Below are 24,405 nucleotides of genomic sequence, written 5' to 3' on the forward strand. Positions count from 1 at the left end.
GCGTTAAGATGGCCCGAATTCGGTCGTTTGCGCTCGCTCGGGGTATACTTTCGACTATATACGGTTCTAATGTGCAAGCATTGGGCCTATTTGTCGGATTATGGATGTGGAGCGCACATGGCGAACACCCAGAACTATATTAACCACCTGCTGCAGAACACCGGCATTACGCCGGCATGCAGCGAAGAAGAGCGCTTGGCTGCCGAGGATATCGCTCAGATCTTCCGCAACCACGGCTTTGATCCCGAGGTTCAGGAGTTCAATGCCCCGGCGCCCAGTAGATTGGCATTTGCCGTTACTGGCATCCTTGCGTTTGCCGGCGCCCTGCTGATGGGCATCGGCGGCGGTATCGGCTTGGTCGGCACCTTGCTGGCCATTGTCGGTGCCGTGCTCTACGTGCTCGAGCGCACGGGCCACCCCGTGGTTTCGCGCCTGGGCAAGACGGGCGTGAGCCAAAATGTCATCGCCTACCACAAGGCCTCGGGCTCGCTTGCGTCTCCGCGCAACCGCCCGGTGGTCGTTGTCGCACACTACGACTCTCCCCGTGCTGAGCTGCTCGCCCGCGAGCCTTATGCTTCGTATCGTGCGCTCATTGCCAAGCTGTTGCCCGTTGCCACGGTTGCCCCCGCTGCCGTTGCCATCCTGCGTATCCTGCCGCTCCCCGGCGCGCTCAAGGTTCTGCTGTGGATTGTCGCGATCCTCGCTTCCCTCGTTGCACTTGCCAACGCGGCAAACATCATCTCTAACCGCCACATTCTTCCCTATACGTCCGGCGCGGTGTGCAACAAGTCTTCTGTCGCCGCTATGCTCGGCGTTATGGACAACGTTGCTCCCTTCCAGGGCGAGAACGAGTTTCCCGACGATGTTCCGTTCGATACCTATTTTGGGGAGCAGAAACGTCGTGCCGAGGAAATGGCGCGCGCGGCGGCGGAGTATGCCGCGGCCCAGCAGCAAAACGACTACGGCAACACCATCGAGTACGAAGAGCCTACCTACGCCGAGGACGAGTTCGGTCAGCCGATTGCTCCCGACGCTCAAACCGAGCCCGAACAGGGCGAGGCTTTCGACGAGCAGATCGAGGGCTTTGAGGGTGCGTCTGCCGACGAGACGCTGATTGGCGCCATCGTGCCCGAGGATCAGAATCAGGCTGTCCAGGCCGAAGAGTTCAATGACGAGGTTCCCGCTGCTGAGCCGGCGGAGGAGCCTGCCGCGGCCGAGCCCGAGCCCAAGCTCTATCGCAACGCCGCCGGCAACATTCGCTTTGGTTCGGATGCCATCCGTGCGCTCGGAATGCTTCCCGAGTCCTGCACGCTCGATTACGAGGAGGGCGAGGAGCCGACGTTTGAGCCCGAGCCTGCGCCCGTTGTCACTGCGGATGATGAGTCTGCCGCGGTTACCGCTGCCGTTGCCGAGCCCGAGGCGGTGTCTGCGATCGATCCCGCGGCAGGACTGGACATTTTGGCTCCCGCCGCGCCGGCGCAAGACGTTGCGGACGAGTCTGACGACGATTACGTTGAACAGCCGAGGCGCGTGTCTTACGAGAGCGATACTGATTTCTCTGCCGAGATTCCCGCGGCAACGCCCCATGCCGATATTGCATCCGCGTTCTCTTCGATTGGCGCCGGCGCTTCCAGCTTCTTTAAGGGTGCGCTTGCAAAGGGCAGGAAATTTGTCGACGATTTCGAGGAGAAGCGCGCTGCCGCACGCGAGGCCGCCGAGCAGGAGGCTATCGCTCAGCAGCAGGCAGCCGAGGCGGCACGTGAGCGCGCGGCGCAAGAGTTTGAGCAGAACGAGGCTATGCAGTCCGGGCCCGTCGACGCTGCCGAAGCTACGACGTCCTTTGAGTCCCAGCAACCGGCGTCCGCGGATGTTGTTGAGGCGACGACGTCTTTCGAGGCTCAACAGCACGTCGATAGCACCATGTCGTTTGATGCCGCGCAGTTCGATTCCACGATAACGTTTGAAAAGCAAGGCACCGCGATTGCCGAGCCCCTTCCTGTTTCCGATGAGCAGGGCGACGCGGCAGACGATGACGAGCCTATCGATACTGCCGAAATCCAAGATGCCGCCGAGGACGAGCCCGTCGAGGCCAACTCTGACGAAGAGCAATACGCAACAGCCGAGCAAGATGATTCGACCGAGGTCGAGCAGGAGGAAGTGCCTGCGGTTTCCGAGGCTCCCGAGACAGATGAGTCGAGGCCTTACTCCACGCAGATTTTCACCATGCCGACCCCGAGTGGTTCCGGTGCCACGGTTGCCGATGTTGCTCCCACCCAGGACGAAACGGTCGATTCCCTTATGGCCCAGATTTCCTCCCAGGCATCGCCGCGTCCGCAGATGAATGTTCCCGATCCGGCGTCAGCTCCGTCGCCTGCACCTTCCTCGTCTCCGCTGGCTTCGGTCCCCGATCCGTCGCTGCCGTCGATGAAGCAGGCAAACGTTGCGTCTCGCACGTCGCTGTTCGACCTTCCCGACCCCTCCGCACAGGTCAACGACCCCTTTGCTACCGCTCAGGGTCCCGAACCCACATCGGCACCCGTTGCGCCTCCTATGCCCGTTGCGTCGGGCGCTCAGCCGATCGAGACCATTTCGGCTCCCGCCCCGGCGGCCCCCAAGTCTCGCAAGCGCGGCCTGGGCGGCCTGTTCGGTCGTAAAAAGAAAAACGAACAGGACAGCATGAGTGATTGGCTGGGCGTCGAAGACGATTACGATGCCAAGAAGTCCGGTCGCGGCATCGGTTCGTGGGATAATTTCGAGGACGATAACGATGGCTGGAAGGGCGGCGCTACGTCTTCCGACGGCGCTTCCTCCGAAGATATGCTCTCGGCTGTCGCCTCTATGGGTGACGATGAGCTGCTCGGTCATGATATCTGGTTTGTGGCAACGGGCGCCTCGGATTGTGATGGCGCCGGTATGAAGGCCTTCTTGGCTTCGCATCGCGATAAGCTCCGCGGCGTATTTTTCATCAATCTTGAATCCGTCGGCGCCGGTAGGCTTTCGGTGGTGACGGTCGAGGGCGAACAGCAGCTGCTCAAGGGCGATCGCCGCATCATGAACCTGGTCAGCAAGGTGTGCAAGTCGTTCCATGTCGATTGTGGCGCGCTCGAGATGCCCTATGCCAAGACCGATGCCTACGCCGCGCTCAAGGCGAGCCGCCGAGCCCTCACCATCGCCGGCGTGGACGGCACGCGCCTGGCTTGCGCTCGTACCGAGGACGACCTGCCCCACAATGTCAACCCGACGAACATTGCCACGGTATCCGAGGTCGTGACCGAGGTTATCCGCCGTTCGTAGACGGAGCTCTAAGGAGTCAACGTGTTTTCGTATATTAAGCGCCATTGGCCTGTCTACGTGATTTTGACCTTGATCGCCATTGCGTTAGGATTTGGGGCTGCCTACATCGTGGGTGCGAAGGGCTCGACCCCCGCCTCCGCAATCAGCGAAGAGGTGGAGCAAGAACGGAGCACGGGTGCCGATGGGATTCCTGAGTCCGAGCAGGCAATCGTTGATGGTGGATCTTCGTCTGCAGAGTAGATACGGCGATTTAAATGATTGAAAGCGGGCGAGCCGGGGGACTGGCTCGCCCGCTTTTTTATCGCGCTAGCGCTTCTTTGGGATCGACCTAAGGCGAGCGAACCATAAGGCTGCGGCACCCGAGGTCAGAAGCGCGGTGATGCAGGCGGCGATGGGAACTGATCCTGTTGCCGGTAGGTCCTGCGGTAGGGTACAGCGTTGAATGACACGGTCCTCGTCATGTGACTCAAGTTTATCGCCGCCGCCGTTGCGGCAAAGATCGACGCGCGCGCTGTTGGTGAGTGCGGTTTGGGGCGTATAAGCCGACGTTGCCTGCATGTGCACGGCTGCGCCCCGAGCGTCTGTGCCAAGGATTGCTTTGGCATCGTCAAGGTCGTCGTGCTCATCTTTGAGATCATCACGGGTCCAAGAATCCACATCGCTTCGAGTCGTAAAGTCGGCGGCTACTGCACCGTATTCAATGCGAATGCCCGTTACGACGGTATTGGATGCAAGGTCAAGTTCTTTCGCCTCGAGTGTGGTGGATTCCGTGGTCGAGACATCCGCCTTCCAGAGGTGCCAGCCGTCGTAATCGACGAGGCGGCAATCCTCACCCAGACTCTCTTTTACTTCGTCGGACTCAAGCCAAGGATTTTCGTGCCCATCGTCAAGCGTCGCGTTTGCCGGCCCATCGACGTCTGTCGAGTCCAACGGCGTCGTGCGATACCATACGTTGCACAGACCGTTGAGGTCGCCGATGGCGACGGGGGTTTCGATTGAGACGAATCTCGCCGTGCCGTCTTTGGCACACTCAAGATCATCGGTAATCGTAAACTCATCAACCCAGGTAGCTGAATCGTTTCGAGCGTCGATGGTATAGGAGAAAAGTCCGTCCGTATTGGTTTGCGTCGCGGCGCGATTTTTACCATCGCCGTTGGCCAGCAGACCCTTCCCGATAGGTTGGACAAGTTCCTGACGCTTGTCGACCTGTCCTTTGATCTCGATGGGCGCATCCTTCATCGCGACGGATTGGACTTCTCCCGTATCCTTTATTTCAAACGTTATCTCCTCGGCAAGGTCATAGGTCCGCGGAGACATCGTTTCGCGCAACGAGTAGGTGCCGGGTGCAAGATGTTCGATGCGGTGTGGCTTGTCGGATGAGGTCCAGGAGTCTATTTCGGTTTTATCGGGACCATATAAGGTGAGCTGTGCACCTTTCACTTCCTGTTCTCCGCTTGCATCGACCTTGGAGATATCAACCTTGGTGTAATCGTCGGATACGTTAAGCCGTGCTTCCACAACGGGTGTTTTCTGGTCGGCATAGGTAAGGTCGACGATATGGTGCGTCCGGTCGAGTAAGAAGCCTGCCGGCGCTTGGGTCTCGACAACCTCGTAGCGTGCGGTGCCAGATCCCAGCGGGAGATCGTCCGCGCGTGCCTCTCCAGTTTCATCCGTCGCGATGGTCGCGACGGTCTCACCGTCGAGCGCGGCAATGCTACCATCGGGGCGCACGATATCACCTGAGGCACGGATCTCAAAGATGGCGCCCGCGAGGCTGCTGCCGTCTACGGCATCGGTTTTAACGATCCTGATGTTTCCGGTCGCGGCGTGGTCATAATACGAGGCGATTGCAATGGGCGTTAGGTTCATGTCGGCGGGTATGTTTACCTCGATCTCTTCACCGACAAGATAGGGCTCTTTGGCCGAAGTTTCGCGTACATAATAGGTGCCCGGCACGAGCGATTCGGGCAGTGTGACGGTGCCGGTCGCGTCAGTCGTAAAGGTGTCCATTACATTATGTGCTGGATACCAGCATGTTTGTGAGACAGGTTTGTGATTGCTGTCGAGGAGTTGGAAGGTGAATCCGGCTAGCGGAACAGAAGCGCCTGTTTGGGCATCGCGTTTTACAATCTGGAGATGCGTCGACAGAGCGTGGTTGTCCACGATATATTGAAGCTCGGCGCCGTCGGAAATCTGATTGGCCCCGACGGTCCATTCCCCTGCACGTTTAAAACCCTCGGGGACGGTTTCCGGAACCTCGCGAACGGTGTAGCCGGCGCGGTCGTATGGGATGGCTCCGTGGACACCGGCGGGTCGCTTGCCTGCGCCGAACCATGCTTCTGACTGATCTTTGGTGGAGGCAAAGCCATAGATGTTTGTGGTCAGTGTGCCAACAACCTGCTGAGAGCTGTTGCTGACAACCTCAAAGACAACACCTCCTGCCGGCTGCTCCAGGCCGGATTGATCGCTATTGCCGTAGTCCTTGAATTTGGAAATCTCAAGGTCAAACGCAATGGGGATATCGGAAACGCGCGATTCGATCTCGACCACGCCTGAATCACCGAGCTGGTCGGCTCCAACGGTATAGGACCAGCTGTCGTTGGCTGGCAGGTAGCCCTCGGGGGCTTTTGACTCATAGATGGTAAAGGTTCCTAGGGGGACATCGGTGAGGGTAGCTCGACCGCTTTCATCGGTTGTGAGGGTTTGCGCCCATCCGGGGGCGGATTGCGACACGCACGTAAACTCTGCTCCCGCAAGTGAAGCTCCAGCCTGGGGTCCGGCATTCGTCGCGGCATCGAGTTTTACGACATGCAGGGTGATGGTGCCGGGTTGTTCATCAACGGCGACCTGTCCACCGTCATTCCCCGTGGTAAAGGCGATGCGATCACGACGGGGGACATAGCCGGCCGGCGCCTTTGTTTCAACTAGGTAGTATGCCGTGTTGGGCAGAAGTGCTGCCTGCGCTCGACCGTTGCTGTCCATCTGGATGGTGCCGACACGCGCGCCGCTGGCGCTCTCAAAAACATCGAATGTTGCCCCGTCAAACTCATAGGTATTGTTTCCGCTGGTAATAACGGTGTTCGCAGACTGCTTTTGGAAGGAAACAGAGACCGTCGGCAGTACATAGAGCATGTCTTGACGTTTACTGCCGCCCGATACGGCTCCTAGATAGCGCCGCGCGCGGTGCGGAGCGGCTTTGATGCTTCCTGATTTTGCGCTGTCGTGGAGCCATCGCGCAGCCGCCACGACTTCATTGTCGGCGGTAAAGTGTCCGCTCTTGGTTTTACCCTGAGCGGTCGTGTAGGAGTAGGTGCCGTCGACATGGGTAGTGCCGTTGAGCATCCATACGGCAAGCTGGGTGGCGGCGCGGGCGCGATCGGGTGAAAGATGGTAACCGCCAAACGACGTGGCGGTAGGATATCCGTGACAAACGATTGCCGCGAACTCGTCGTCGAGCCACACCCAGCCTTGATCAAAGTTGAGCCATGGGCCGCCCGGCTTGGTGGGGCCGGGGCGCTCCTGGTTCATGCAGTAGGCAATCGAGGCGTCTTGAGCTTCATACTTGCCGATGAAGAAGGGCCCACAATCATCGCTAATAGTGCGGAAGCCGAGCTGGTCGTAGCCATCGACGGCAAATGCGGCTCCCGGTGCCAGGCAGCCGAAAAGCAGGAAGAGGAGCAGGAGCAGCGGACCTGTTGCGATTGCGCTGTGGACAGAGTGCGTGGGTGCGTTGGACATGGCTGCTCCTTATCCCTCGTGCGCCGCACGGGGAGGCTGCGACGCGTAGGATGAGGCTACCCCCGAGGTTCATGCGGGTAAGTACCGGAGCCTGACCAAAAGCTTGCCCAATTCCTGACAAATTGAGCTCAAATACAACAATCAAGCAAAAGCGCAGGTAGAAGATAGGGAGAACAGGAGGTCAAAGGTCCTCATCTCCACAATTGACGCGATTTTCAAACGAATCTCCACAGCTAAAACAAGCATCACCACCCTTGTATCGAACAAGACAACCGCGTTATACTAGCCAACACACAAGCGGGCATCGCCAAGTGGTAAGGCATCAGCTTCCCAAGCTGACACTCGCGGGTTCGAGTCCCGTTGCCCGCTCCATTCGAATTTCAGGCACGGTAACGTTTCGTTACTGTGCCTTTTTCAATAAAGTGCCGGGACTCGAACCCGACAGGGTGCGAGCGTTAAATAAACGCGAAGCGTTTATAGCGAGCAGGCAAGGTCGCCGATAGGCGACCGCAGCCGGTGCGGATTTGCGAAGCAAATACGCGGACGTCCCGTTGCCCGCTCCATCGAGCGCGGGAGACCTTGGGACGGCCAATTCAACAAAGTCTTCCCCATCGTCTCCGTGAATCCGAGGAGATCGACCGCAGCCGGTGCGGATTTGCGAAGCAAATACGCGGACGTCCCGTTGCCCGCTCCATCGGCCAAGGGGGATGTTTGGACACACGGCTCGATCCGGTCTCCTTCGACGGCTTTGCGGACTGGGGCATGCTGGCCACAGCCGGTGTGCGTCCGCGACGCGGGCGCGCAGACGTCCCGTTGCCCGCTCCAATTCCAAAATGTTAGGTTAATGCCTGCTGCCCATACTCGCACCCGCGCACGGTACAATGGTTGAGTTACGACCAACGTGCCAATAGCCAAAAAGGAGCCGCTATGATCGATCGCTATACCCGCCCGGAGATGGGACACATCTTCTCCCTCGAGAACAAGTACGCCATTTGGCAGGAGATTGAGGTCCTGGCCTGCGAGGCCCAGGCGGAGCTCGGCAAGATCGGTATTTCCAAAGAAGAGGCCCAGTGGATCCGCGATCACGCCAACTTTGAGAAGGCAAAGGTCGATGAGATCGAGGAGGTCACGCGCCACGATGTCATCGCCTTCCTGACCAACATGAAGGAATATATCGACGCCGATGTTCCCGAGGGCGAGCCCAAGCCTAGCCGCTGGGTTCACTACGGTATGACCAGCTCCGACCTGGGTGATACGGCTCTGTGCTATCAGCTTACTCAGGCGTGTGACCTGATTATCGAGGACGTCAAGAAGCTCGGCGTGATCTGCAAGCGCCGCGCCTTCGAGGAGCGCAATACGCTCTGCGCCGGCCGCACCCACGGCATTCATGCCGAGCCGATGACCTTCGGTATGAAGTTCGGCTCTTGGGCGTGGGAGCTCAAGCGCGATCTCGATCGTCTTGAGGACGCTCGCAAGAATGTTGCCTTCGGTGCCATCTCCGGTGCCGTCGGCACCTACAGCTCCATCGAGCCGTTCGTCGAGGAGTACGTCTGCGAGCACCTGGGCCTGGTCCACGATCCGCTGTCCACGCAGGTCATCAGCCGCGATCACCATGCCTACCTTGCCGGCGTGCTTGCCACTACGGCGGCCACCTGCGAGCGCATCGCGACCGAGGTCCGCAACCTGCAGAAGACCGATACGCTCGAGGCCGAGGAGCCCTTCCGCAAGGGCCAAAAGGGCAGCTCCGCCATGCCGCACAAGCGCAACCCCATCACCATGGAGAAGGTCTGCGGCCTGTCGCGCGTCGTGAAGTCCAACGCCCAGGTCGCCTTTGACAACGTCGCTCTGTGGCACGAGCGCGACATTTCGCACTCCTCTGCCGAGCGCGTCGCCCAGGCAGATAGCTTCATCGCGCTTGACCATATGTTCCAGTGCCTCATTCGTGTTATCGACGGCCTGCAGCTGTATCCGGCTCGCATGATGGCCAACCTCAACAAGACTCGCGGCCTCATCTTCTCCTCCAAGGTCCTGCTGGCCCTCGTCGACACGGGTATCACCCGCGAGGACGCCTACGCTATCGTGCAGGAAAATGCCATGGCCACCTGGCACGAGGTACAGGATTGTGTCTCCGGCCCCACCTTTAAGGAGCGTCTCGAGGCCGATCCGCGCTGCACCGTCAGCCAGGAAAAGCTCGACGAGATCTTTGATCCGTGGGACTTCCTCACCCGCATCGACACAGTCTTCGATCGCCTGGAGCAGCTCGAGTTCTAATTGATCGATTAGGGACGATGTTAAACCTATCAGTTTGCTTTTGAGCTCCTTTGAGGTACAGCTTTCCAGCTCAAGCCCCGTTGGTAACTCGTTTACCAACGGGGCTTTTGCGTGGGGGGGCGCCGGGAAAGTCGCACTTTAGCGGATGATGGTATATTGCAGAAATGTCGTTTGCCGTTAATTTGCCCCTTCTGGCAAACATTAGCTTGTAAGTGACCGTCGGGGGGGGGGTATCCTTAAGCCAATTTTAAGGTGCGGGAGAATACTGCGTTTTCTCACGAGAGATTGGACTTAGGGGAATGAGAAAAGGATTTTGGAGGATAGCCGCCGCATTTTGTGCCGTTTTGGCTGCCGTAACGGCAGTTTCAGTCGCTACGCCATCAATAGCGGTCGCATCGGAAACTAAGGGAGGAGAGGTTCTCGTTTCTGTTTCACAGGACAGTGTTTTGAAATATTGTTCTGTTGCGGTCGGGCAAAGACTGAATGGAAGTGTCCGCTTTTCGCTTCCGGGAGCTCCGTCCCAGGAGATAGCTCAAGCGGCGCAAAACCCCGAGAATTACACGCTAACGATTTCGAGTGATGATGCAGAGAATATCTCGCTTTCAAACATCTATGGACAATGGGAATATACGTTGTCCCCAGTGTCTGTTGGAGACGGCAAGCTTCGGATAACTGCTGAGTTCAATTATGAGGGTTACAAAGCGGAGGGTTATCTTGAAATAAGCCTTGCTAAGTCTCAAAACAAAATAAAAGAAATAAAGTATGCAAACAATTCGGACAAGGCAAAGCCTGTGTCTTCTCTGACGTTGTTATATATCGAGAAGTGTCCTGTTTGCGGAAAACAACACTATGGCTCTGAGAAAGGGAAAGTGCTGCTCGCATTTGAGCGGCCCGATGAGGAGCCGACGGCGTTTGATATCTATGGAAATAGCTCTTATGACGATGGGTCGGGGCTTTATACGCAGCTAAGCAGTGATCAGATAACGGAGTGTAGCAATTCTGCCGATTATCAGCTGCAGGCTCCTGTTTATATTAATCCGCACAGCAGCAGCGCTGGTGAACTCCGGATAGGCGTGAGTGACTACGCGCAAGGTATTTATCAGAAGAAACGACTCTGCGACGTGGTGATGAAGGAACAGGGTCCCGCTTTTGTTGAGAAAAACATGAGCGGAAAAATGGCTATCGGCTCTAACGCATGGATCGATTCGAGTGATTTGATTGATGTTGAACTGAATTCAACCGGGCAAGCTTGCAGAGATTCATCGCGTGACTACCAGTCTCAAACGTGGAAATTATCCTATTCAGTTATAAAAGGACAAGACATTGTTTCGATAGAGGGAGATCGGGTCACCGCAATCAAGGTGGGGACTGCAACTATTGAGGCGACGGATTCGTTCGGCGGCAAACATGTCGGCACCATAGATGTGATTCCCTACCCATCCGTTAAACCTTCGATTGCATTCTTGAAGGAGAGCGAAATCTCAATTGAAAGCGAATTAGCTCCAGACCGCACTGGCACGGACGATTATCTGCTTGATGCGAACAGATATCGCGATTACTTTGGAACTGTGTTGACGAAGGAGGCTGTAGAGCTTCTCGATAAATATCCATATTCTGAATATCGATTCGTGTCATCAGACCCTAGCATCGTTAGCATCGAGATGTACGCTGTGAGCTCAAGTACAGCAGGATATTTCGCGCATCCGAATGGCTACGGCACTGCAAAGATAGACGTCTATCTCGGTGACCCCGATAATGGGGGCCTTCTCTGTGACACGATGACCGTTCATGTCGTCAAGCCTGGCGAGGAACCTGCAAAAACGACGGTTTCCATTGCGGATGGTTACTCAACATCTATGGACAAGGGCACGACTCAGCAGTTGAAGGCAAAGGTTTCCCCTGACGATAAGGCCAGTAAGGTTGTCTGGTCCTCTTCTAACGAGAGCGTCCTTACCGTCGATGGCAACGGTCTTGTTACCGCTGTCGGTGACGGTGATGCCACGATCACGGCAACGGTTGATGGGGTCTCTGCAACCACGGATACAATTACGGTAACCACTCCGGTCGTAAAGGTCTCGGGCGTCAGCCTCAGCGCGTCGAATCTTAAGCTTGCTGTGGGCGGTGAGCCCTCGACGTTGACCGCAACGGTTGAGCCCAACAATGCAACGAATAAGAATGTGTCCTGGTCTTCGAGCGACCCGGAGGTCGTCACGGTTGCGGACGGCGTCGTGGCCCCGGTCAAGGCCGGTGCTGCCACGATCACCGTTACCACTGAGGACGGCGAGTATAGCGCCACGTGCAAGGTGACCGTTATTCAGCCTGCTACGGGCATCACGCTCGATAAGCAGAAGGTCGCGCTTGCGGGCGCTGCAACCGAGCAGCTTAAGGCGGCGGTCGTTCCCGCGGAGGCTAACCAGACAGTTGTTTGGAAGTCCAGCAATGAGAGCGTCGCTACGGTCGATCAAACCGGAAAGGTGACGGCTGTCTCCAAGGGCGCCGCAACCATCACCGTTTCGACTGAAGACGGCGTCTATTCTCAGGATTGCGCGGTGACCGTCTCTAATCCCGCAACGAACCTTACGGTCGACCAGACCGCTCTTAACCTTAAGAAGGGCGAAGAGGGCACCGTGAAGATTTCTCTTGTTGGAGCCCTTGCGGGTGAGGTCGACGAGACCAAGCTTGCTCTGGATGACACGGGCGCTTCGAAGGCGTTTAAGGTTGTCGACAACGGCGATGGCTCCTACACCGTTACCGCCCTCAAGACCGGTTCTGGCTCATTTGTCATCACTGCAGAGTCGCTCTCCCAAACCGTCTCGGTGACCGTGACCAACCCCGTCCAGAAAGTCGAGCTCGACAAGACGAGCCTGTCCTTTACCGTCGGTGATGCCTCCGCAAAGCTCTCCGCAACGGTGAGTCCTGCCGATGCAGACGATACGACGGTGAGCTGGACCTCCAGCGACTCGTCGATCGCTACGGTCAAAGACGGCGTCGTGACGCCGCTTAAGGCCGGTACCGCCACGATCACCGTCACCTGTGGTGACAAAACAATGACCTGTACCGTTACTGTAGCGGCGAGGACCATTGCGGGCGTTGCAGGTAGCGACGGAACGGACGTTAGCGTAAGCGCCGAGAACAATGCCGCTGCCGGCATTGCCCAGAACAACAGCATCTCTCTTGTGGTCGAGGAGCCGACAAATCTTACCGACGCCGCCAATGCTACGATTTCCGGCCTTGAGCAGGGGGCTACCAAGGTTGCCGAGAAGCTCGATATCAAGCTTCTCAAGAATGGCGAGGTTATCGAGGACTTCGATGGCATGTCCTTCATCGTTCGTGTCAAGATGACCGCAGCCATGAAGGCGCTCACCAATCTCAAGGTGCTCTACGTTGCCGAGGATGGTTCCACTCAGGCTATGGATACGTGGACCGAGGGCGACTACCTTTGCTTCCGCACGAGCCACTTCTCGACGTACGTGGTGGCGGGCGAGGAGGCCAATGGTGAGCCGGTTCAGCCTACGCAGCCCGTGACGCCGTCCCAGCCTAGTCAGCAGACGACGACTAAGGTGACCAAAAAGTCTGTTAAGGCTACTAAGGGCGCGCTCGCCAATACGGGCGACCAGGCCCTTGCGGTTGCCTTTATTGCTACTGTCGCAGGCGTTGCGCTGATCGCTTTCGCTCTTATGCGTAAACGTTTCGAGCGTTAGGGTATCCCGCTCGTCACCCGTATCGACACGGTCTTCGATCGCCTGGAGCAGCTAAGCTTCGAGTAGGGTTGACCTAATTCGACCGCTTACGGATACATTTCAACCATTGGTGCCTTGCCCGTCTTGGGCAAGGCGCTTTTTTCGCTGTTGCACTGGCCCCCTGGTAATAAAATGAACCTTATCTGCTGTTTCGATGAAAAGAGCCGTGTGCCCAGACGTATCAAACGAGGCGCCATCGTCTCGTCCGTGCTCATACTCCTTGTTGCCGTTTGTGCGGTCGCCCTGACGTATGCCGTTCGAAGCAGCTCTACCTCATCGAGCGAAGCCGATAAAGACCTCCCGGTACTTAAAATCGGCGTTACGGATAACGACCCCTATGTGTATATCGATACCACGGGCGATTACGCCGGTATCGATATCGATATCGCCCGCGAGGCTTGCAAGCGTGCGGGAATCAAGCCGCAATTCATTGACATATCTTGGAATGATCGTGACCGCCTGCTCAAAAACGGCGAGATCGATTGCCTGTGGTGCGACTATTCACCCTGTTATCGCGAAGACGAGTATTGCTGGACTGAGCCGTATCTAACCTTGACGGTTTCGGTTGCCACCAAGAAAACGAGTGGTATCAAGTCCTTGGCGTATCTCGATGGCAGCAAGACTGTTGCGGTGATTGCCGGTTCGGTGAGTGAACGCCGATTGCTTGCAGGCGATCTGGAAATCTCGTCGGACGTGCATATCAAATCATATGGCTCCGCCGAACTCTGCAAGGCCGCCCTGGTCAAAGGTTATGTTGACTGTTGGATGGCGGACGTTCAGTCGCTTGATTGTCTTGTCGCCCAGTATCCCGGCCTGTATCGTGTGTTCGCCGACAACGTTATGACGGTTGACCTTGGCGTCGCGTTTAAGGACGGCTATGAGGGGGAGTACGTCAAAAACCTCAATACCGTGCTGTTCGAGATGGATCGAGATGGCACGATTGAGCGCATTGTGGGCAAGTACAAGGCAGGGGCGACGACGGACGGGCAAGGAGCGGAATCATGACAAATGATGAGCGCCGCTTGCGCCGAAAGGCATTAGTCACCGCGGCTATCTGCGTTGTGGCCAGCGTTGTCTTGTTGGGTTTGCTATACGTGGTCGGCACGCACCGCTGCCTCGATAAAACGCTTGGATTTGGCCAGGAAACCATGGTGTTTTTAAAAAACGCCTGCGAAAAATATGACCGATATGAACAGGGAAGAAAAACCGAGGCGACGCACAATTTGGATGCCGCGCTCGAGTCGTTTTCGACGTTCTTGCCGCCTGATCGCGTTGAAGTCAACGATGATCGTGTCGAGGAGTACGTCCATTCCGAGCACCTTTCGGGAATGTTGGTCATGGACGCCGACGGCCATATGACCGCTCATTACGATATCGACGGTCGCGATCCGCTGATGCTGTGGCGAGAGGAGCTTGCCTGTTCGCCGGTCGCATCGATGTATCGAGGTTCCAAGGTGTCCTACTCGACGGTCGTTGAGCGTCGAGATGTCGACTTTGCCGTGAGTGTTGTTCCGTACGGTGATGGCGTAGCGCTGGGGTATCGATCGCTTGCGCCCGAGCCCGCCGATGATTATTCGTATACGATCGCCGACGTGCTCGTGAACAACACATTCCATCAGAGCCCAACGGTGTTCGTGATGCGCGATGCGCAAATCGTTTCTTCAAACGATTCGACCGTCGATATAGCTCTCGCCCGGCTTCTTGCCGATAGCGGAATTGATTGGAAAGACGAAGGTCTAACACGTGTCGAATATCGGGGAAGTACCTGGTATGCCGTGCGTGCGGCGTATGAGGACTATCGCCTGTTTGCGCTCTATCCCAAATCTGAGGTCATGTCGGGCAGGATTTCATTTATCGCTGTCGGCGTGCTGGCGTTCCTGGTGTTTTTGGTTGTAGTGCTGTTGGTGCGTATCGTCGCCGATCGTCGCAATTTGGCCGAAAAGGACAAGCAGCTCGGCATCATCAATGCCATCAGTTCCACGTATGAGTCGACCCTCCTGTTGCATCTCGACACGCTCGAGATCGAGGGGATTAACATGTCGCCATCGGTGACGAAGATATTTGCCGAGCACGCTGAGGCATATGACTTTTTTGCAACGGTTTGCCGAGACATTGTGAGTCCCGAAAGTCGCGAGGCGGTCATGGAGCTCTTAGATATAAAGACGCTTCAGGATCGTATGGAGGGCATGCCGTACTTGGATGCCGAGGTACGAGACTGCCGAGGTACGTGGTATTCGCTGCAGGTTGTTCCACAGCGCCGCGATGAGCAGGGTCGACTGGAGTCGGTCGTCGTGGCGACGCATAACATCTCGATGACAAAGCGCGCCGAGGAGCTTTCTTTCCAGGATAAGCTGACGGGACTTCGCAATAGAAATTACCTTGAGTCCCTTGGCGACGACCTGGTGAACGAGTCCCTGCCCGTGAGTGTGATCATGATGGACTGCAATTTCCTCAAGCGTACCAACGATCTCTACGGTCACGAAATGGGCGATGAGCTGCTACGGCGTACGGCGTCTGTATTGAGGCGAACGGCAGGCGAGAAGTTTGTGCCTATGCGCATTGGTGGAGACGAGTTCTTGCTGATTTGCCCTCACACCGATCGCGAATCCGCATGTGAAGTAGTGCAAGATCTTCGCCTCAGCCTTGCTGCTGCGAGCGATGAGGTGCTGACAGTCAGTGCATCGTTTGGCGTCGCGACGGCAGAGGCACCCGGTTATACACTGACCGAGATTTACCACATCGCTGACCACAACATGTATCAAGAGAAACGAAAAGTCCACGCTCGGGAAGCAGATTGCTAGTATTGCTGCCGTCGGTTTGCGCATTGGGGAATGTTGAATCGGTGCCCGCGATACTTTATCGGTTCGGACGGGGATAATAGACGTCTGAAATTGCTTTACGAGAGGGGAATGCAATGATTAGTTTTGATTACAAGCCTCAGGGCGTATGCACTCGCAATATCCACCTTGACCTGTCCGATGACGGCAGCAAGGTGGTGGGCGTCGAGTTTACCGGCGGCTGCAACGGCAATCTCAAGGCTATCTCTAAGCTGGTCGAGGGTGCTCCTGCTGATCGCGTGATTGAGGTTCTTGCCGGCAATACCTGCGGCATGAAGAAGACCTCTTGCGCCGATCAGCTTACGCGCGCCATCGAGGCCGCTCGCGCAGAGATCGCCTAATGGGCACCGCTGATCGCTTTAAGAATGGAATAACGCGTCGAGGTTTTGTACTGGGTGGCGCCGCTACCGGTGCTGCTGCCGTACTGGCCGGTTGCTCGAAAAAAACGGGCACGAGTGATGATGCCGCCGGCGAGCCGCAGGTTATCAAGGACGATTCGAAGATTGTCTCGATCACTGATGAGTACGAGGCAGTCGACATCGATCTTGAGCCGGCGGCTTCATGGACATTGCCCTTGGGTACGCTGCTGTACTACTGCGATGGTGACTACGCTGCCGCGATGATGGCGCCTGCTTCTGCCCTGCATGCCAATACGCTTGGTGTGCTCAACCTGGGCGATGGCTCGCTTACCACATTAATCGAGGATCCTATCGAGGGCACGGGATATGCATTTTACGATGTCCGTGCCGGCGATGGCGTGTTTGCGTGGGTTGAGATGAACTTTGCCAATTCATCGTGGAAGCTCTACGCTCAAAATCTGTCGGGCGCTTCGCTCTCTGGCGACGTGGTTGAGCTCGATCGGGGTGGCAAGGACTATGATCCGCCACTGTTTACGGCGTACGGGTCATCAGTCATCTGGTATAAAATGCCTTCGGCAGGCGGCAATAAAACGAGTAGTGATTCGTTTTGCTATCGTCGCTCGCTTGATGAATCCAAGGCCGAGACAATTTGGAAATCGACGGGCCGCTTTGCATCGGCCCCGCGTGCGAGTGACGGCATTTTGACCATCTCGCCGCGTGTCCGCAACGACGAGGGCGTCTACTATGGCATAACGGCAATCGATCTGACCGACGGCAACAACACCAAACGTGCCCAGCTAGTCCTTCCCTCGTCAGTCTCGCCTTTCGAGGCCGTATATATGGGCGATACCTTCGTGTTTTCTATCGAGGCGACCTATAGTGGCGTGGGCAGCTTGGGCAACATGGGCACGTATATCGGTAATGAGGGAGGGCCGTACCTCTTCCTGTCACGCGAGCCGCTCGCATGTGCGGCTGGCAAGAAGAATAAATACCTTGTTAAGGTGCAGGCGTCGCATTTCCTGATCGACACCTCTGCCAAGACCTATGGCTCGCTGCTGTCGCCCGATCGCGCTTTGGAGTATGGCGATTATCCAGCTACGGCGGGAAAATCGGACTCATTCCTTACGTACGCCACGGTGCGCAACAGCCAGGGTATACCAGAGACGGTCACCGCACGCCTATTCTCTCTTTAAGCTTAGAGGGGTTAAAAAGGCGCCAACAGGGGAATAAGCGCGTTGTAATTGTGAGTACCGCCCGCCGAGCTGCCGCGTCATAGTGGCATCCGGCGGGTTCAGGTGCGTTAAAATGGGCTTGTTCTTAGCTAATTGAGACAGGGGGGCCGTGTTATGGCTTCAGATGCAAAAAAGATTCTGCTGGTCGAGGATGAGAAGGCAATCCGTGACGCCGTCGCTGCCTATCTCGAGCGCGAAGGCTACTGGGTTGTGGGCGTCGGCGACGGCCAGTCCGCGATCGAGGAGTTCGAGAAGCATCAGTTTGACCTGGTCGTGCTCGACCTTATGCTCCCCAAGATCCCCGGCGAGCGCGTTTGCCGCACCATTCGCGATACCTCGGATGTCCCCATCATCATGCTGACGGCTAAGGGCGAGATCGAGGACCGTATTATCGGTCTTGAGCTCGGCGCCGACGACTATCTGATTAAGCCGTTCTCGCCGCGCGAGCTTGTCGCGCGCGTACGCGCCTTGTTCCGCCGTGCCCATCAGGCCGACGAGCCAGCCGTCGAGGTACTCGACTTCGGCGATCTGGTCATCGATATCTCGGGCCACAAGATTTTGGTCGAGGGCAAGGAAGTCGACCTGACGGCTTCCGAGTTTAAGCTGCTCACCACGCTTGCCCGTCACCCCGGTCGCGTCTACAACCGCATGGAGCTGGTCGAGAAGGTGCTCGGCTACGACTTTGAGGGCTATGAGCGCACCATCGATAGCCACGTGAAGAACCTTCGCGCCAAGCTGGGCGATGATCCCAAGAAGCCCAAGTGGCTCTACACCGTCCACGGTGTCGGCTATCGCTTCGAGGCTCCGGCCAAGACCGATAAGTCGGACGAGAAATAGGGAAATCACATATGACACCTGCGCGCTTTGAAATCGGACAAAAGCACAAGCAGGAGAGCGAGGCGGGTTCCAAGGCTAGTTGGAACACGCCTCGTTCCGATTCACGGCCAACGATGAGCTATCCCTCGCGCATGGCACTTGCTTTTGCTCTGACATCGCTCATGACGGTATTGGTGCTGGTGGGCGTGGTCTCTGTTGTGTGGGGCACGGTCTTTTCGGATTACACGCGCTCTAATATCGTCGAAATCGCAAATTCCGCTGCCGAAAAGCTTGCGACGTCGTATGAGGAAAACGGCAATTGGACTGCGGGCGAGCTACGTACGGTCGCGACATCGAGTTTGGTGTCCGACGATTTGGGTATGCAGGTCGTCAACAAGAAAGGCGTTGTCGTTTATGACGACTCATGGCCTTCGGCAAGCGCGACCGCCGATGTGCGCGAGAACGAATCGCCGTCGAGCAGCTCGAGCGGGAAAAAAGCATCGCATAGTCCGGTCTCGTCGGCTCCCACCGGCTCCGATAGCGTTGCAAACGTCGAAATCATAACGTCTTCCGGCGAGCATGTCGGACAAGTAAAGCTGTGGGCCATCGGCTCCGATGCCTTGCTCACCAAGGCAGATTCTGCGTTTAGGGAGAAGACCTTTAACGCCATGGCCCTTGCTGCGGTTGTTGCAGTTTGCATTTCGGTCGTTATCGGATCACTCGTGTCGCGCATGCTCACCAAGCCGATTCACCGTATTACCAGCACGGCCAAGCAAATTCGCGATGGCGATCTGTCTGCTCGTACGGGCTTGCGCGGCGATGACGAGATCGATCAACTGGGCGAGACGTTCGATGAGATGGCCACTTCGCTCGAGAAGGATATGAAACACGAGAAACGTTTGACCTCGGACGTGGCTCACGAACTTCGTACTCCGCTTATGGCCATGCTCGCAACGGTCGAGGCCATGCAGGATGGCGTATATCCTACCGACGATGAGCACTTGGAGACTGTTGCTTCCGAGACGCGTCGCCTGGCTCGTCTGGTGCAGCAGATGCTCGACCTGTCGCGCATGGAAAACAGCACGGCTCCGCTCAACCTTGAGCCGGTGGACATGGTTCCTTTCGTGCGTTCCATCGTCAATGCCCAGGAGCGCCTGTTTGTCGACCGCGATCTGCGCTTGCGCTTTGCTGACGAGACCCAAGGTCACGACGATGTCGTCGAAGCCGATCCCGACATGATCACACAATGCGTCATCAATCTCATGAGCAACGCCATGCGCTACACCCCCGAGGGCGGTTGGGTCGTGGTGTCGGTGCTCAGTGACCGCAAACACGTCAGCATTGCCGTTTCTGATACCGGCATCGGTATTGCCAAGGATGACTTGTCGCGCATCTTCGGCCGTTTTTGGCGCGCCGATGCCAGCCGTGCCCGTGAGGCGGGCGGTCTGGGCGTGGGCCTCGCCGTGACTAAACAGATCGTCGAGCGCCATCACGGCTACATATCCGTGGAGTCGGAGCTTGGAAAGGGTACGACTTTTACGATTCATCTGCCTCGCGAGCACACGGCGGACGCGGCATCTACTACAATGGAGCACTAGCTTTTCGCTATTCGGTGAAGGAGGGGTTTCGTCCCTGCCGCTCCGAGTTTGCGAAAACGTGCGGGAAAGAACCCGCATTACTGTCGTATTTTGGTAAGGAGTGACTCACGTGACAACGATGGAGCGTCGTCCGGATTCCCGTGGCAAGGTTCGTGATATCTACGATGCCGGTGAAAACCTGCTGATGGTCGCCACCGACCGCATTTCTGCGTTCGACTTCATTCTTCCCGACGAGATTCCGTTTAAGGGAGAGGTGCTCAACCGCATCTCGGCATTCTGGTTCGATAAGTTTGCCGGCATCGTTCCCAACCACCTCGTTTCCATCGACCCGGCGGATTTCCCCGAGGAGTTTGCTGAGTATCGTGACTACCTCGCCGGCCGCGCCATGCTGGTTAAGAAGGCCCAGACGATTCCTATCGAGTGCATCGTCCGCGGCTATCTGACCGGTTCGGGCAAGAAGACCTACGACGAGAACGGCACCGTCTGCGGCATCCAGCTGCCTGAGGGCCTGACCGAGGCTTCCAAGCTTCCCGAGCCGCTGTTCACGCCGTCCACGAAGGCCGAGATCGGTGACCACGACGAGAACATCTCGTTCGAGCGTTGCTGCGAGATCGTGGGCGAGGACATCGCCACGCAGATTCGCGACCTTTCCCTCAAGATCTACAAGGCTGCCGCCGAGTATGCAGCGACCCGTGGCATCATCATTGCCGACACCAAGTTCGAGTTCGGTGTCATCGATGGCAAGGTTACGCTGATCGACGAGTGCCTCACGCCCGACTCCAGCCGTTTCTGGCCTGCCGCCAGCTACGAGGAGGGCAAGATTCAGCCCAGCTACGACAAGCAATTCGTCCGCAATTGGCTCAAAGCCAACTGGGATATGACGGGGGAGACCCCGCATCTGCCCGCCGAGGTCATCGATGGCACGTCCGAGCGCTATCGCGAGGCCTTCCAGATCATCACGGGCTCCCAGTTCACAAGCATGAAGGAGAACGCATAAGTGAGTACCCGTAGCGCCACGAACAAGCGCACGCAATCCCACGAGGTTACCGGGGTTGCGCGCAAGTCCGCTGCATCCGCCAAGCCCGCCCGTCAGGCAGCGAGCTCTGTCCGCGTCGTGCCGGCTTCGTCTAAGGCACGCCGCAAAGAGCTCGAGAAGGGCGAGAACCTCGAGGGCCTCTCTAAAGAGGAGAAGCGCGCCCGCAAGGCTAAGCAGCGCGCCAAGGAGGATCGCATCTACACGGTGTCGAATATCCTTCTCAAGCAGGATGAGGACTACACCAAGCGCCGCCGCATCTGGTGGGCCGTGCTCACTATCGGCATGGTGCTCGTCGTGGCCATTTGGGCTTCGCTGTACTTCGCTCCCGCTGGCATGGTGTCCAGCCCTGTCCAGATGGTCGGCATTGTTTTGTCCTACGTCGTCATTTTGGGTGACTTCATCTACGACTTCGTTCGTATTCGTCCCCTGCGCAACATGTACCGCACGCAGGCCGAGGGCATGTCCGAGAACAAGCTCAACGCCCTTATCGAGCGCTCGGCTGCCGAGGAGGACAAGAAGGACTCCAAGAAGAAGTAGCGTTTGCATGCATACTTATCGCTAAGATATAAGGCGCGTCGTTTTTGCGGCGCGCCTTTTTACTGTTCTATAGATAGATGGAGTGGCACATGATTCGAGCTGCCCTGACGGTCGAAGAGGCTCTGGAGGGCATGAAGGCCCTAGAGCCCAAGATTAAAAACTATGCGCGCCTGGTTGTCCGCAAGGGCGTAAACGTCAAGCCCGGTCAGGAGGTTGTCGTTCAGTCTCCGGTCGAGTGCGCGCCGTTTGCGCGCGTGGTGGTCGCGGAGGCCTATGCCTCCGGTGCCGGTCACGTGACGGTTATTTGGGCCGATGACGCCGTGACGAGGCTCACGTACGAGCATGTCGAGAAAAGCTATTTTGAGCAGACGCCCGAGTGGAAGCGCCTGCAGCTTGATTCACTGGCCCAGGATGGTGCCTGCTTTATCTTTATCGAGGGTGCGGACCCTGCCGCTCTTAAGGGCATCGATCCCGCTAAGCCTGCTGCAGCTTCTAAGGCAAGGAACACGCAGTGCAAGGTCTTCCGCCGCGGACTGGACTACAACATCAACCCGTGGTGCATCGCCGGCGCGCCGGTCGTTGCCTGGGCGCGCGAGGTGTTCCCGGGAGACGCCGATGAGGTTGCAATCTATAAGCTGTGGAATGCGATTCTGCATACCGCTCGCGCCGATGGCCAGGACCCGGAGAGCGACTGGGAACTCCATGACGCCGCATTCGAAAAGAACCTGCGTTTCCTGAACGACAATCGTTTCGACTACCTGCATTACACCTCGGCAAATGGAACCGATCTGACGATTGGCATGACGAAAGGTCACGAGTGGGCCGGCGGCAAGGGCAAGACGCCCGATGGGCACCCCTTCTTCCCCAACATTCCCACCGAGGAAGTCTTCACCTCGCCTGATCGTATGCGTGCCGACGGTATCGTGTATTCGGCTATGCCGCTCATTCACCACGGTAACAAGGTTGACGATTTTTGGATTAAGTTCGAGGCGGGCCGCGTAGTGGACTACGATGCCCGCGTGGGTAAGGCGACGCTTGCGAGCATTATTGACACCGATGAAGGTGCCGCTCATCTGGGTGAGGTCGCGCTTATCTCCAAGAACACGCCGATCCGTGAAAGTGGCGTTCTATTCTATGACACGCTCTATGATGAGAACGCTAGCTGCCATCTCGCGCTGGGTGTCGGTTTCCCCGAATGCATCGAGGGTGGGTATGACATGTCCAAGGAGGAGCTCCTGGAGCATGGCGTTAACGTCTCGAGCACGCACGTCGATTTTATGATCGGCACGGACGATATCGATATTACGGGCATTACGCCTGATGGACGTGAAGTTGTGATTTTCCAGAACGGCCAATGGAGTTGGGAATAGCCCCAGACCGTGGTACAATGCCACCCGCGGGCCGTTAGCTCAGCTGGCAGAGCAGGGGACTTTTAATCCCAAGGTCCAGGGTTCGAACCCCTGACGGCCCACCATAGAATAGAAAAGCGACTGGCGGATGCCGGCCGCTTTTTTGTTGCCGCGACATGGGTTCGAACCCGAAAGGGCGCGGAGCTGAGTAAACGCGTGAGCGTTTGCCAGCGCAGCGCGCAAGGCGCGAAGCGCCGCAGCGGCCGTCTGCAGAGCAGGCCGAACCTCTGACGGCCCACCCAAAGAAAGGAAAACGAAATGAAAACAGATAGATACGGAATTAGCGGCAGCACATTAAAGATAATAGCGGCCATTTCGATGGTTCTCGATCATGTAAGCAGGATCGTCCTGACCAATGGAATCATGACTCACGCATCGTACAATCAGATATCAGACGAACAGTGGGCGATTCTAAGCGAGGCTTCGGATGTGCTTCATGTTCTTGGCAGGATTGCATTTCCCTTATTTTGCTTTTTGATAGTTGAGGGATTTTTGCATACTCATGACATAAAGAGGTACCTGCGAAATATGCTTGTCTTCGCAATCATTGCGGAGCCCATATACGATTTCGTTCAAACCGGGCAACTATTTGACCTTCGGCAACAAAATGTTATGTGTGAGCTCCTGCTTTGCTTGGTCTTCTTGATAATTCTGGAAAAGATACAAAGCCTTTCAAAATGGAAGAGGTACATCGCAGAAACTGCTCTGATTGTTTTGACAGCACTGGCAGCTGAATACACTAAACTAGATGGCGGTGTGTATGGCATTCTGCTTGTGGCTGCATTCTATTTATTCCACGACAGCAAGGCCAAGATGTTCTTTGCTGCAGTATGCGCAGTGCTCCTTTCGTCATGCCATATAGTTGGCGGCGGATTTGAGTTTGCTACAGCTAATATATTTAATCCTGATGTTGCTGCCGCGGTCGTTTCGTTGCTGCTTATCAATCTTTATAATGGCAAGCGAGGGCTGAAGCTCAAATATTTCTTCTACATTTTCTATCCGGCTCATCTTGCTCTGCTTTATGGTGTCTCACTTATTGTTTTGAACTGTCTTTAAAAACTCTCAAACAAGTCTCTGAAAGCAGAACTAAATTGACCCAAAGACTGCTTGTGAATTTCCGGAAGACCTGTGAGATACGAGGATAGACAACGAGGGCTGTAGAAAGATGCTTCGAAAGCATGAATGGCAGCGAGAAAATGAGTTCGGAAGAACCCCTCTGGATGCTCCAGCATAGAATAGAAAGCGATCGGCTCCGGCTGGTCGCTTTTTTGTTACCGATGCACGGTTCGAACCCGAACTTCTATATATAGGAACGCTTGGCGAACAAAACCTGCCTTTTACCGACGGGAAACAAATAACCGATGCTTTTGGAGTAAAGTGGCGCTCCAGAGATGACCGATGCCTCAACATCTATAAACCAGCTGGTCACCGCCAATATCAGAAGCTGATGCTTCAGTTATAACCTCAGTGACGTGACTGAGGGACCTATTCATTTGTGAACAAAATATGGAGTGCGCGATTCCCGCCCCCGGCGCCCC

Annotated in this window: 15 protein-coding genes and 2 tRNA genes; 16 read left to right on the forward strand and 1 reads right to left on the reverse strand. The window is 56.5% G+C overall.

The features are described from left to right. Positions 1-117 precede the first annotated feature (117 nt). Both DW892_RS06070 and DW892_RS06075 read left to right on the forward strand, forming a co-directional pair. A complete protein-coding gene (locus DW892_RS06070) occupies positions 118-3,294 on the forward strand; it encodes a hypothetical protein (RefSeq protein ID WP_117766375.1) in 3,177 nt (1,058 codons plus the stop codon). A gap of 21 nt (positions 3,295-3,315) precedes the next feature. Next, positions 3,316-3,534 carry a hypothetical protein gene (locus DW892_RS06075; RefSeq protein WP_117766377.1) on the forward strand — a complete coding sequence of 73 codons (219 nt, stop codon included), beginning with the start codon at positions 3,316-3,318 and terminating at the stop codon, positions 3,532-3,534. Positions 3,535-3,600: 66 nt separating this feature from the next. Here DW892_RS06075 and DW892_RS06080 read toward each other — a convergent pair whose 3' ends face one another. After that, positions 3,601-7,032, reverse strand: a complete 3,432-nt coding sequence (locus DW892_RS06080; RefSeq protein WP_117766379.1) for a SpaA isopeptide-forming pilin-related protein — start codon at positions 7,030-7,032, stop codon at positions 3,601-3,603. Positions 7,033-7,329: 297 nt separating this feature from the next. Here DW892_RS06080 and DW892_RS06085 point away from each other — a divergent pair. From DW892_RS06085 to DW892_RS06150, 14 genes are all read left to right on the forward strand, one after another. Further along, positions 7,330-7,404 (forward strand) — tRNA-Gly (locus tag DW892_RS06085). 555 nt (positions 7,405-7,959) lie between these two features. Further along, on the forward strand, positions 7,960-9,303 hold the full coding sequence (purB, locus tag DW892_RS06090) for an adenylosuccinate lyase (protein ID WP_117766381.1): 1,344 nt from the start codon (positions 7,960-7,962) through the stop codon (positions 9,301-9,303). 1,778 nt (positions 9,304-11,081) lie between these two features. After that, positions 11,082-13,004: an Ig-like domain-containing protein gene (locus tag DW892_RS10395; protein WP_255415170.1), complete on the forward strand. Its 1,923-nt coding sequence runs from the start codon at positions 11,082-11,084 to the stop codon at positions 13,002-13,004. A gap of 207 nt (positions 13,005-13,211) precedes the next feature. Next, on the forward strand, positions 13,212-14,048 hold the full coding sequence (locus DW892_RS06100; RefSeq protein WP_158567034.1) for an ABC transporter substrate-binding protein: 837 nt from the start codon (positions 13,212-13,214) through the stop codon (positions 14,046-14,048). Next, a complete protein-coding gene (locus DW892_RS06105; RefSeq protein WP_117766387.1) occupies positions 14,045-15,844 on the forward strand; it encodes a diguanylate cyclase in 1,800 nt (599 codons plus the stop codon). The genes DW892_RS06100 and DW892_RS06105 overlap by 4 nt, the downstream gene beginning before the upstream one ends. A gap of 113 nt (positions 15,845-15,957) precedes the next feature. Then, entirely contained in the window at positions 15,958-16,221 is a 264-nt protein-coding gene (locus DW892_RS06110; protein WP_117766389.1) for a TIGR03905 family TSCPD domain-containing protein, read from the forward strand. After that, the gene (locus DW892_RS06115) at positions 16,221-17,432 is read left to right on the forward strand and encodes a twin-arginine translocation signal domain-containing protein (protein ID WP_117766391.1); all 1,212 of its coding nucleotides are present in this window, start codon (positions 16,221-16,223) and stop codon (positions 17,430-17,432) included. The genes DW892_RS06110 and DW892_RS06115 overlap by 1 nt, the downstream gene beginning before the upstream one ends. A 153-nt stretch (positions 17,433-17,585) precedes the next feature. Next, positions 17,586-18,308, forward strand: coding sequence for a response regulator transcription factor (locus DW892_RS06120; RefSeq protein WP_006236208.1), 723 nt, complete (start codon positions 17,586-17,588; stop codon positions 18,306-18,308). 11 nt (positions 18,309-18,319) lie between these two features. Further along, entirely contained in the window at positions 18,320-19,885 is a 1,566-nt protein-coding gene (locus tag DW892_RS06125; RefSeq protein ID WP_117634753.1) for a cell wall metabolism sensor histidine kinase WalK, read from the forward strand. Between the two features lie 118 nt (positions 19,886-20,003). Continuing rightward, complete coding sequence (locus tag DW892_RS06130; protein WP_117563999.1) at positions 20,004-20,882, forward strand: phosphoribosylaminoimidazolesuccinocarboxamide synthase; 879 nt, start codon at positions 20,004-20,006, stop codon at positions 20,880-20,882. Then, positions 20,883-21,458, forward strand: a complete 576-nt coding sequence (locus DW892_RS06135) for a hypothetical protein (protein WP_055251296.1) — start codon at positions 20,883-20,885, stop codon at positions 21,456-21,458. A gap of 89 nt (positions 21,459-21,547) precedes the next feature. Then, positions 21,548-22,828, forward strand: coding sequence for an aminopeptidase (locus DW892_RS06140; RefSeq protein ID WP_117634755.1), 1,281 nt, complete (start codon positions 21,548-21,550; stop codon positions 22,826-22,828). Between the two features lie 28 nt (positions 22,829-22,856). Further along, a tRNA-Lys gene (locus tag DW892_RS06145) sits at positions 22,857-22,932 on the forward strand. Between the two features lie 193 nt (positions 22,933-23,125). After that, positions 23,126-23,923 carry a TraX family protein gene (locus DW892_RS06150; RefSeq protein WP_117563997.1) on the forward strand — a complete coding sequence of 266 codons (798 nt, stop codon included), beginning with the start codon at positions 23,126-23,128 and terminating at the stop codon, positions 23,921-23,923. The last annotated feature ends 482 nt before the right edge of the window (positions 23,924-24,405 follow it).

The organism is Collinsella sp. AM40-7AC (genome assembly GCF_003468125.1).
Lineage (GTDB): Bacteria > Actinomycetota > Coriobacteriia > Coriobacteriales > Coriobacteriaceae > Collinsella > Collinsella aerofaciens_O.

Excerpts from the sequence above, each read along its gene's own strand:
- DW892_RS06070 (WP_117766375.1), top strand. The coding sequence starts at position 118 with ATGGCGAACACCCAGAACTATATTAACCACCTGCTGCAGAACACCGGC.
- DW892_RS06080 (WP_117766379.1), bottom strand. The coding sequence starts at position 7,032 with ATGTCCAACGCACCCACGCACTCTGTCCACAGCGCAATCGCAACAGGT.
- purB (WP_117766381.1), top strand. The coding sequence starts at position 7,960 with ATGATCGATCGCTATACCCGCCCGGAGATGGGACACATCTTCTCCCTC.
- DW892_RS10395 (WP_255415170.1), top strand. The coding sequence starts at position 11,082 with ATGACCGTTCATGTCGTCAAGCCTGGCGAGGAACCTGCAAAAACGACG.
- DW892_RS06105 (WP_117766387.1), top strand. The coding sequence starts at position 14,045 with ATGACAAATGATGAGCGCCGCTTGCGCCGAAAGGCATTAGTCACCGCG.
- DW892_RS06110 (WP_117766389.1), top strand. The coding sequence starts at position 15,958 with ATGATTAGTTTTGATTACAAGCCTCAGGGCGTATGCACTCGCAATATC.
- DW892_RS06115 (WP_117766391.1), top strand. The coding sequence starts at position 16,221 with ATGGGCACCGCTGATCGCTTTAAGAATGGAATAACGCGTCGAGGTTTT.
- DW892_RS06120 (WP_006236208.1), top strand. The coding sequence starts at position 17,586 with ATGGCTTCAGATGCAAAAAAGATTCTGCTGGTCGAGGATGAGAAGGCA.
- DW892_RS06125 (WP_117634753.1), top strand. The coding sequence starts at position 18,320 with ATGACACCTGCGCGCTTTGAAATCGGACAAAAGCACAAGCAGGAGAGC.
- DW892_RS06130 (WP_117563999.1), top strand. The coding sequence starts at position 20,004 with ATGGAGCGTCGTCCGGATTCCCGTGGCAAGGTTCGTGATATCTACGAT.
- DW892_RS06140 (WP_117634755.1), top strand. The coding sequence starts at position 21,548 with ATGATTCGAGCTGCCCTGACGGTCGAAGAGGCTCTGGAGGGCATGAAG.
- DW892_RS06150 (WP_117563997.1), top strand. The coding sequence starts at position 23,126 with ATGAAAACAGATAGATACGGAATTAGCGGCAGCACATTAAAGATAATA.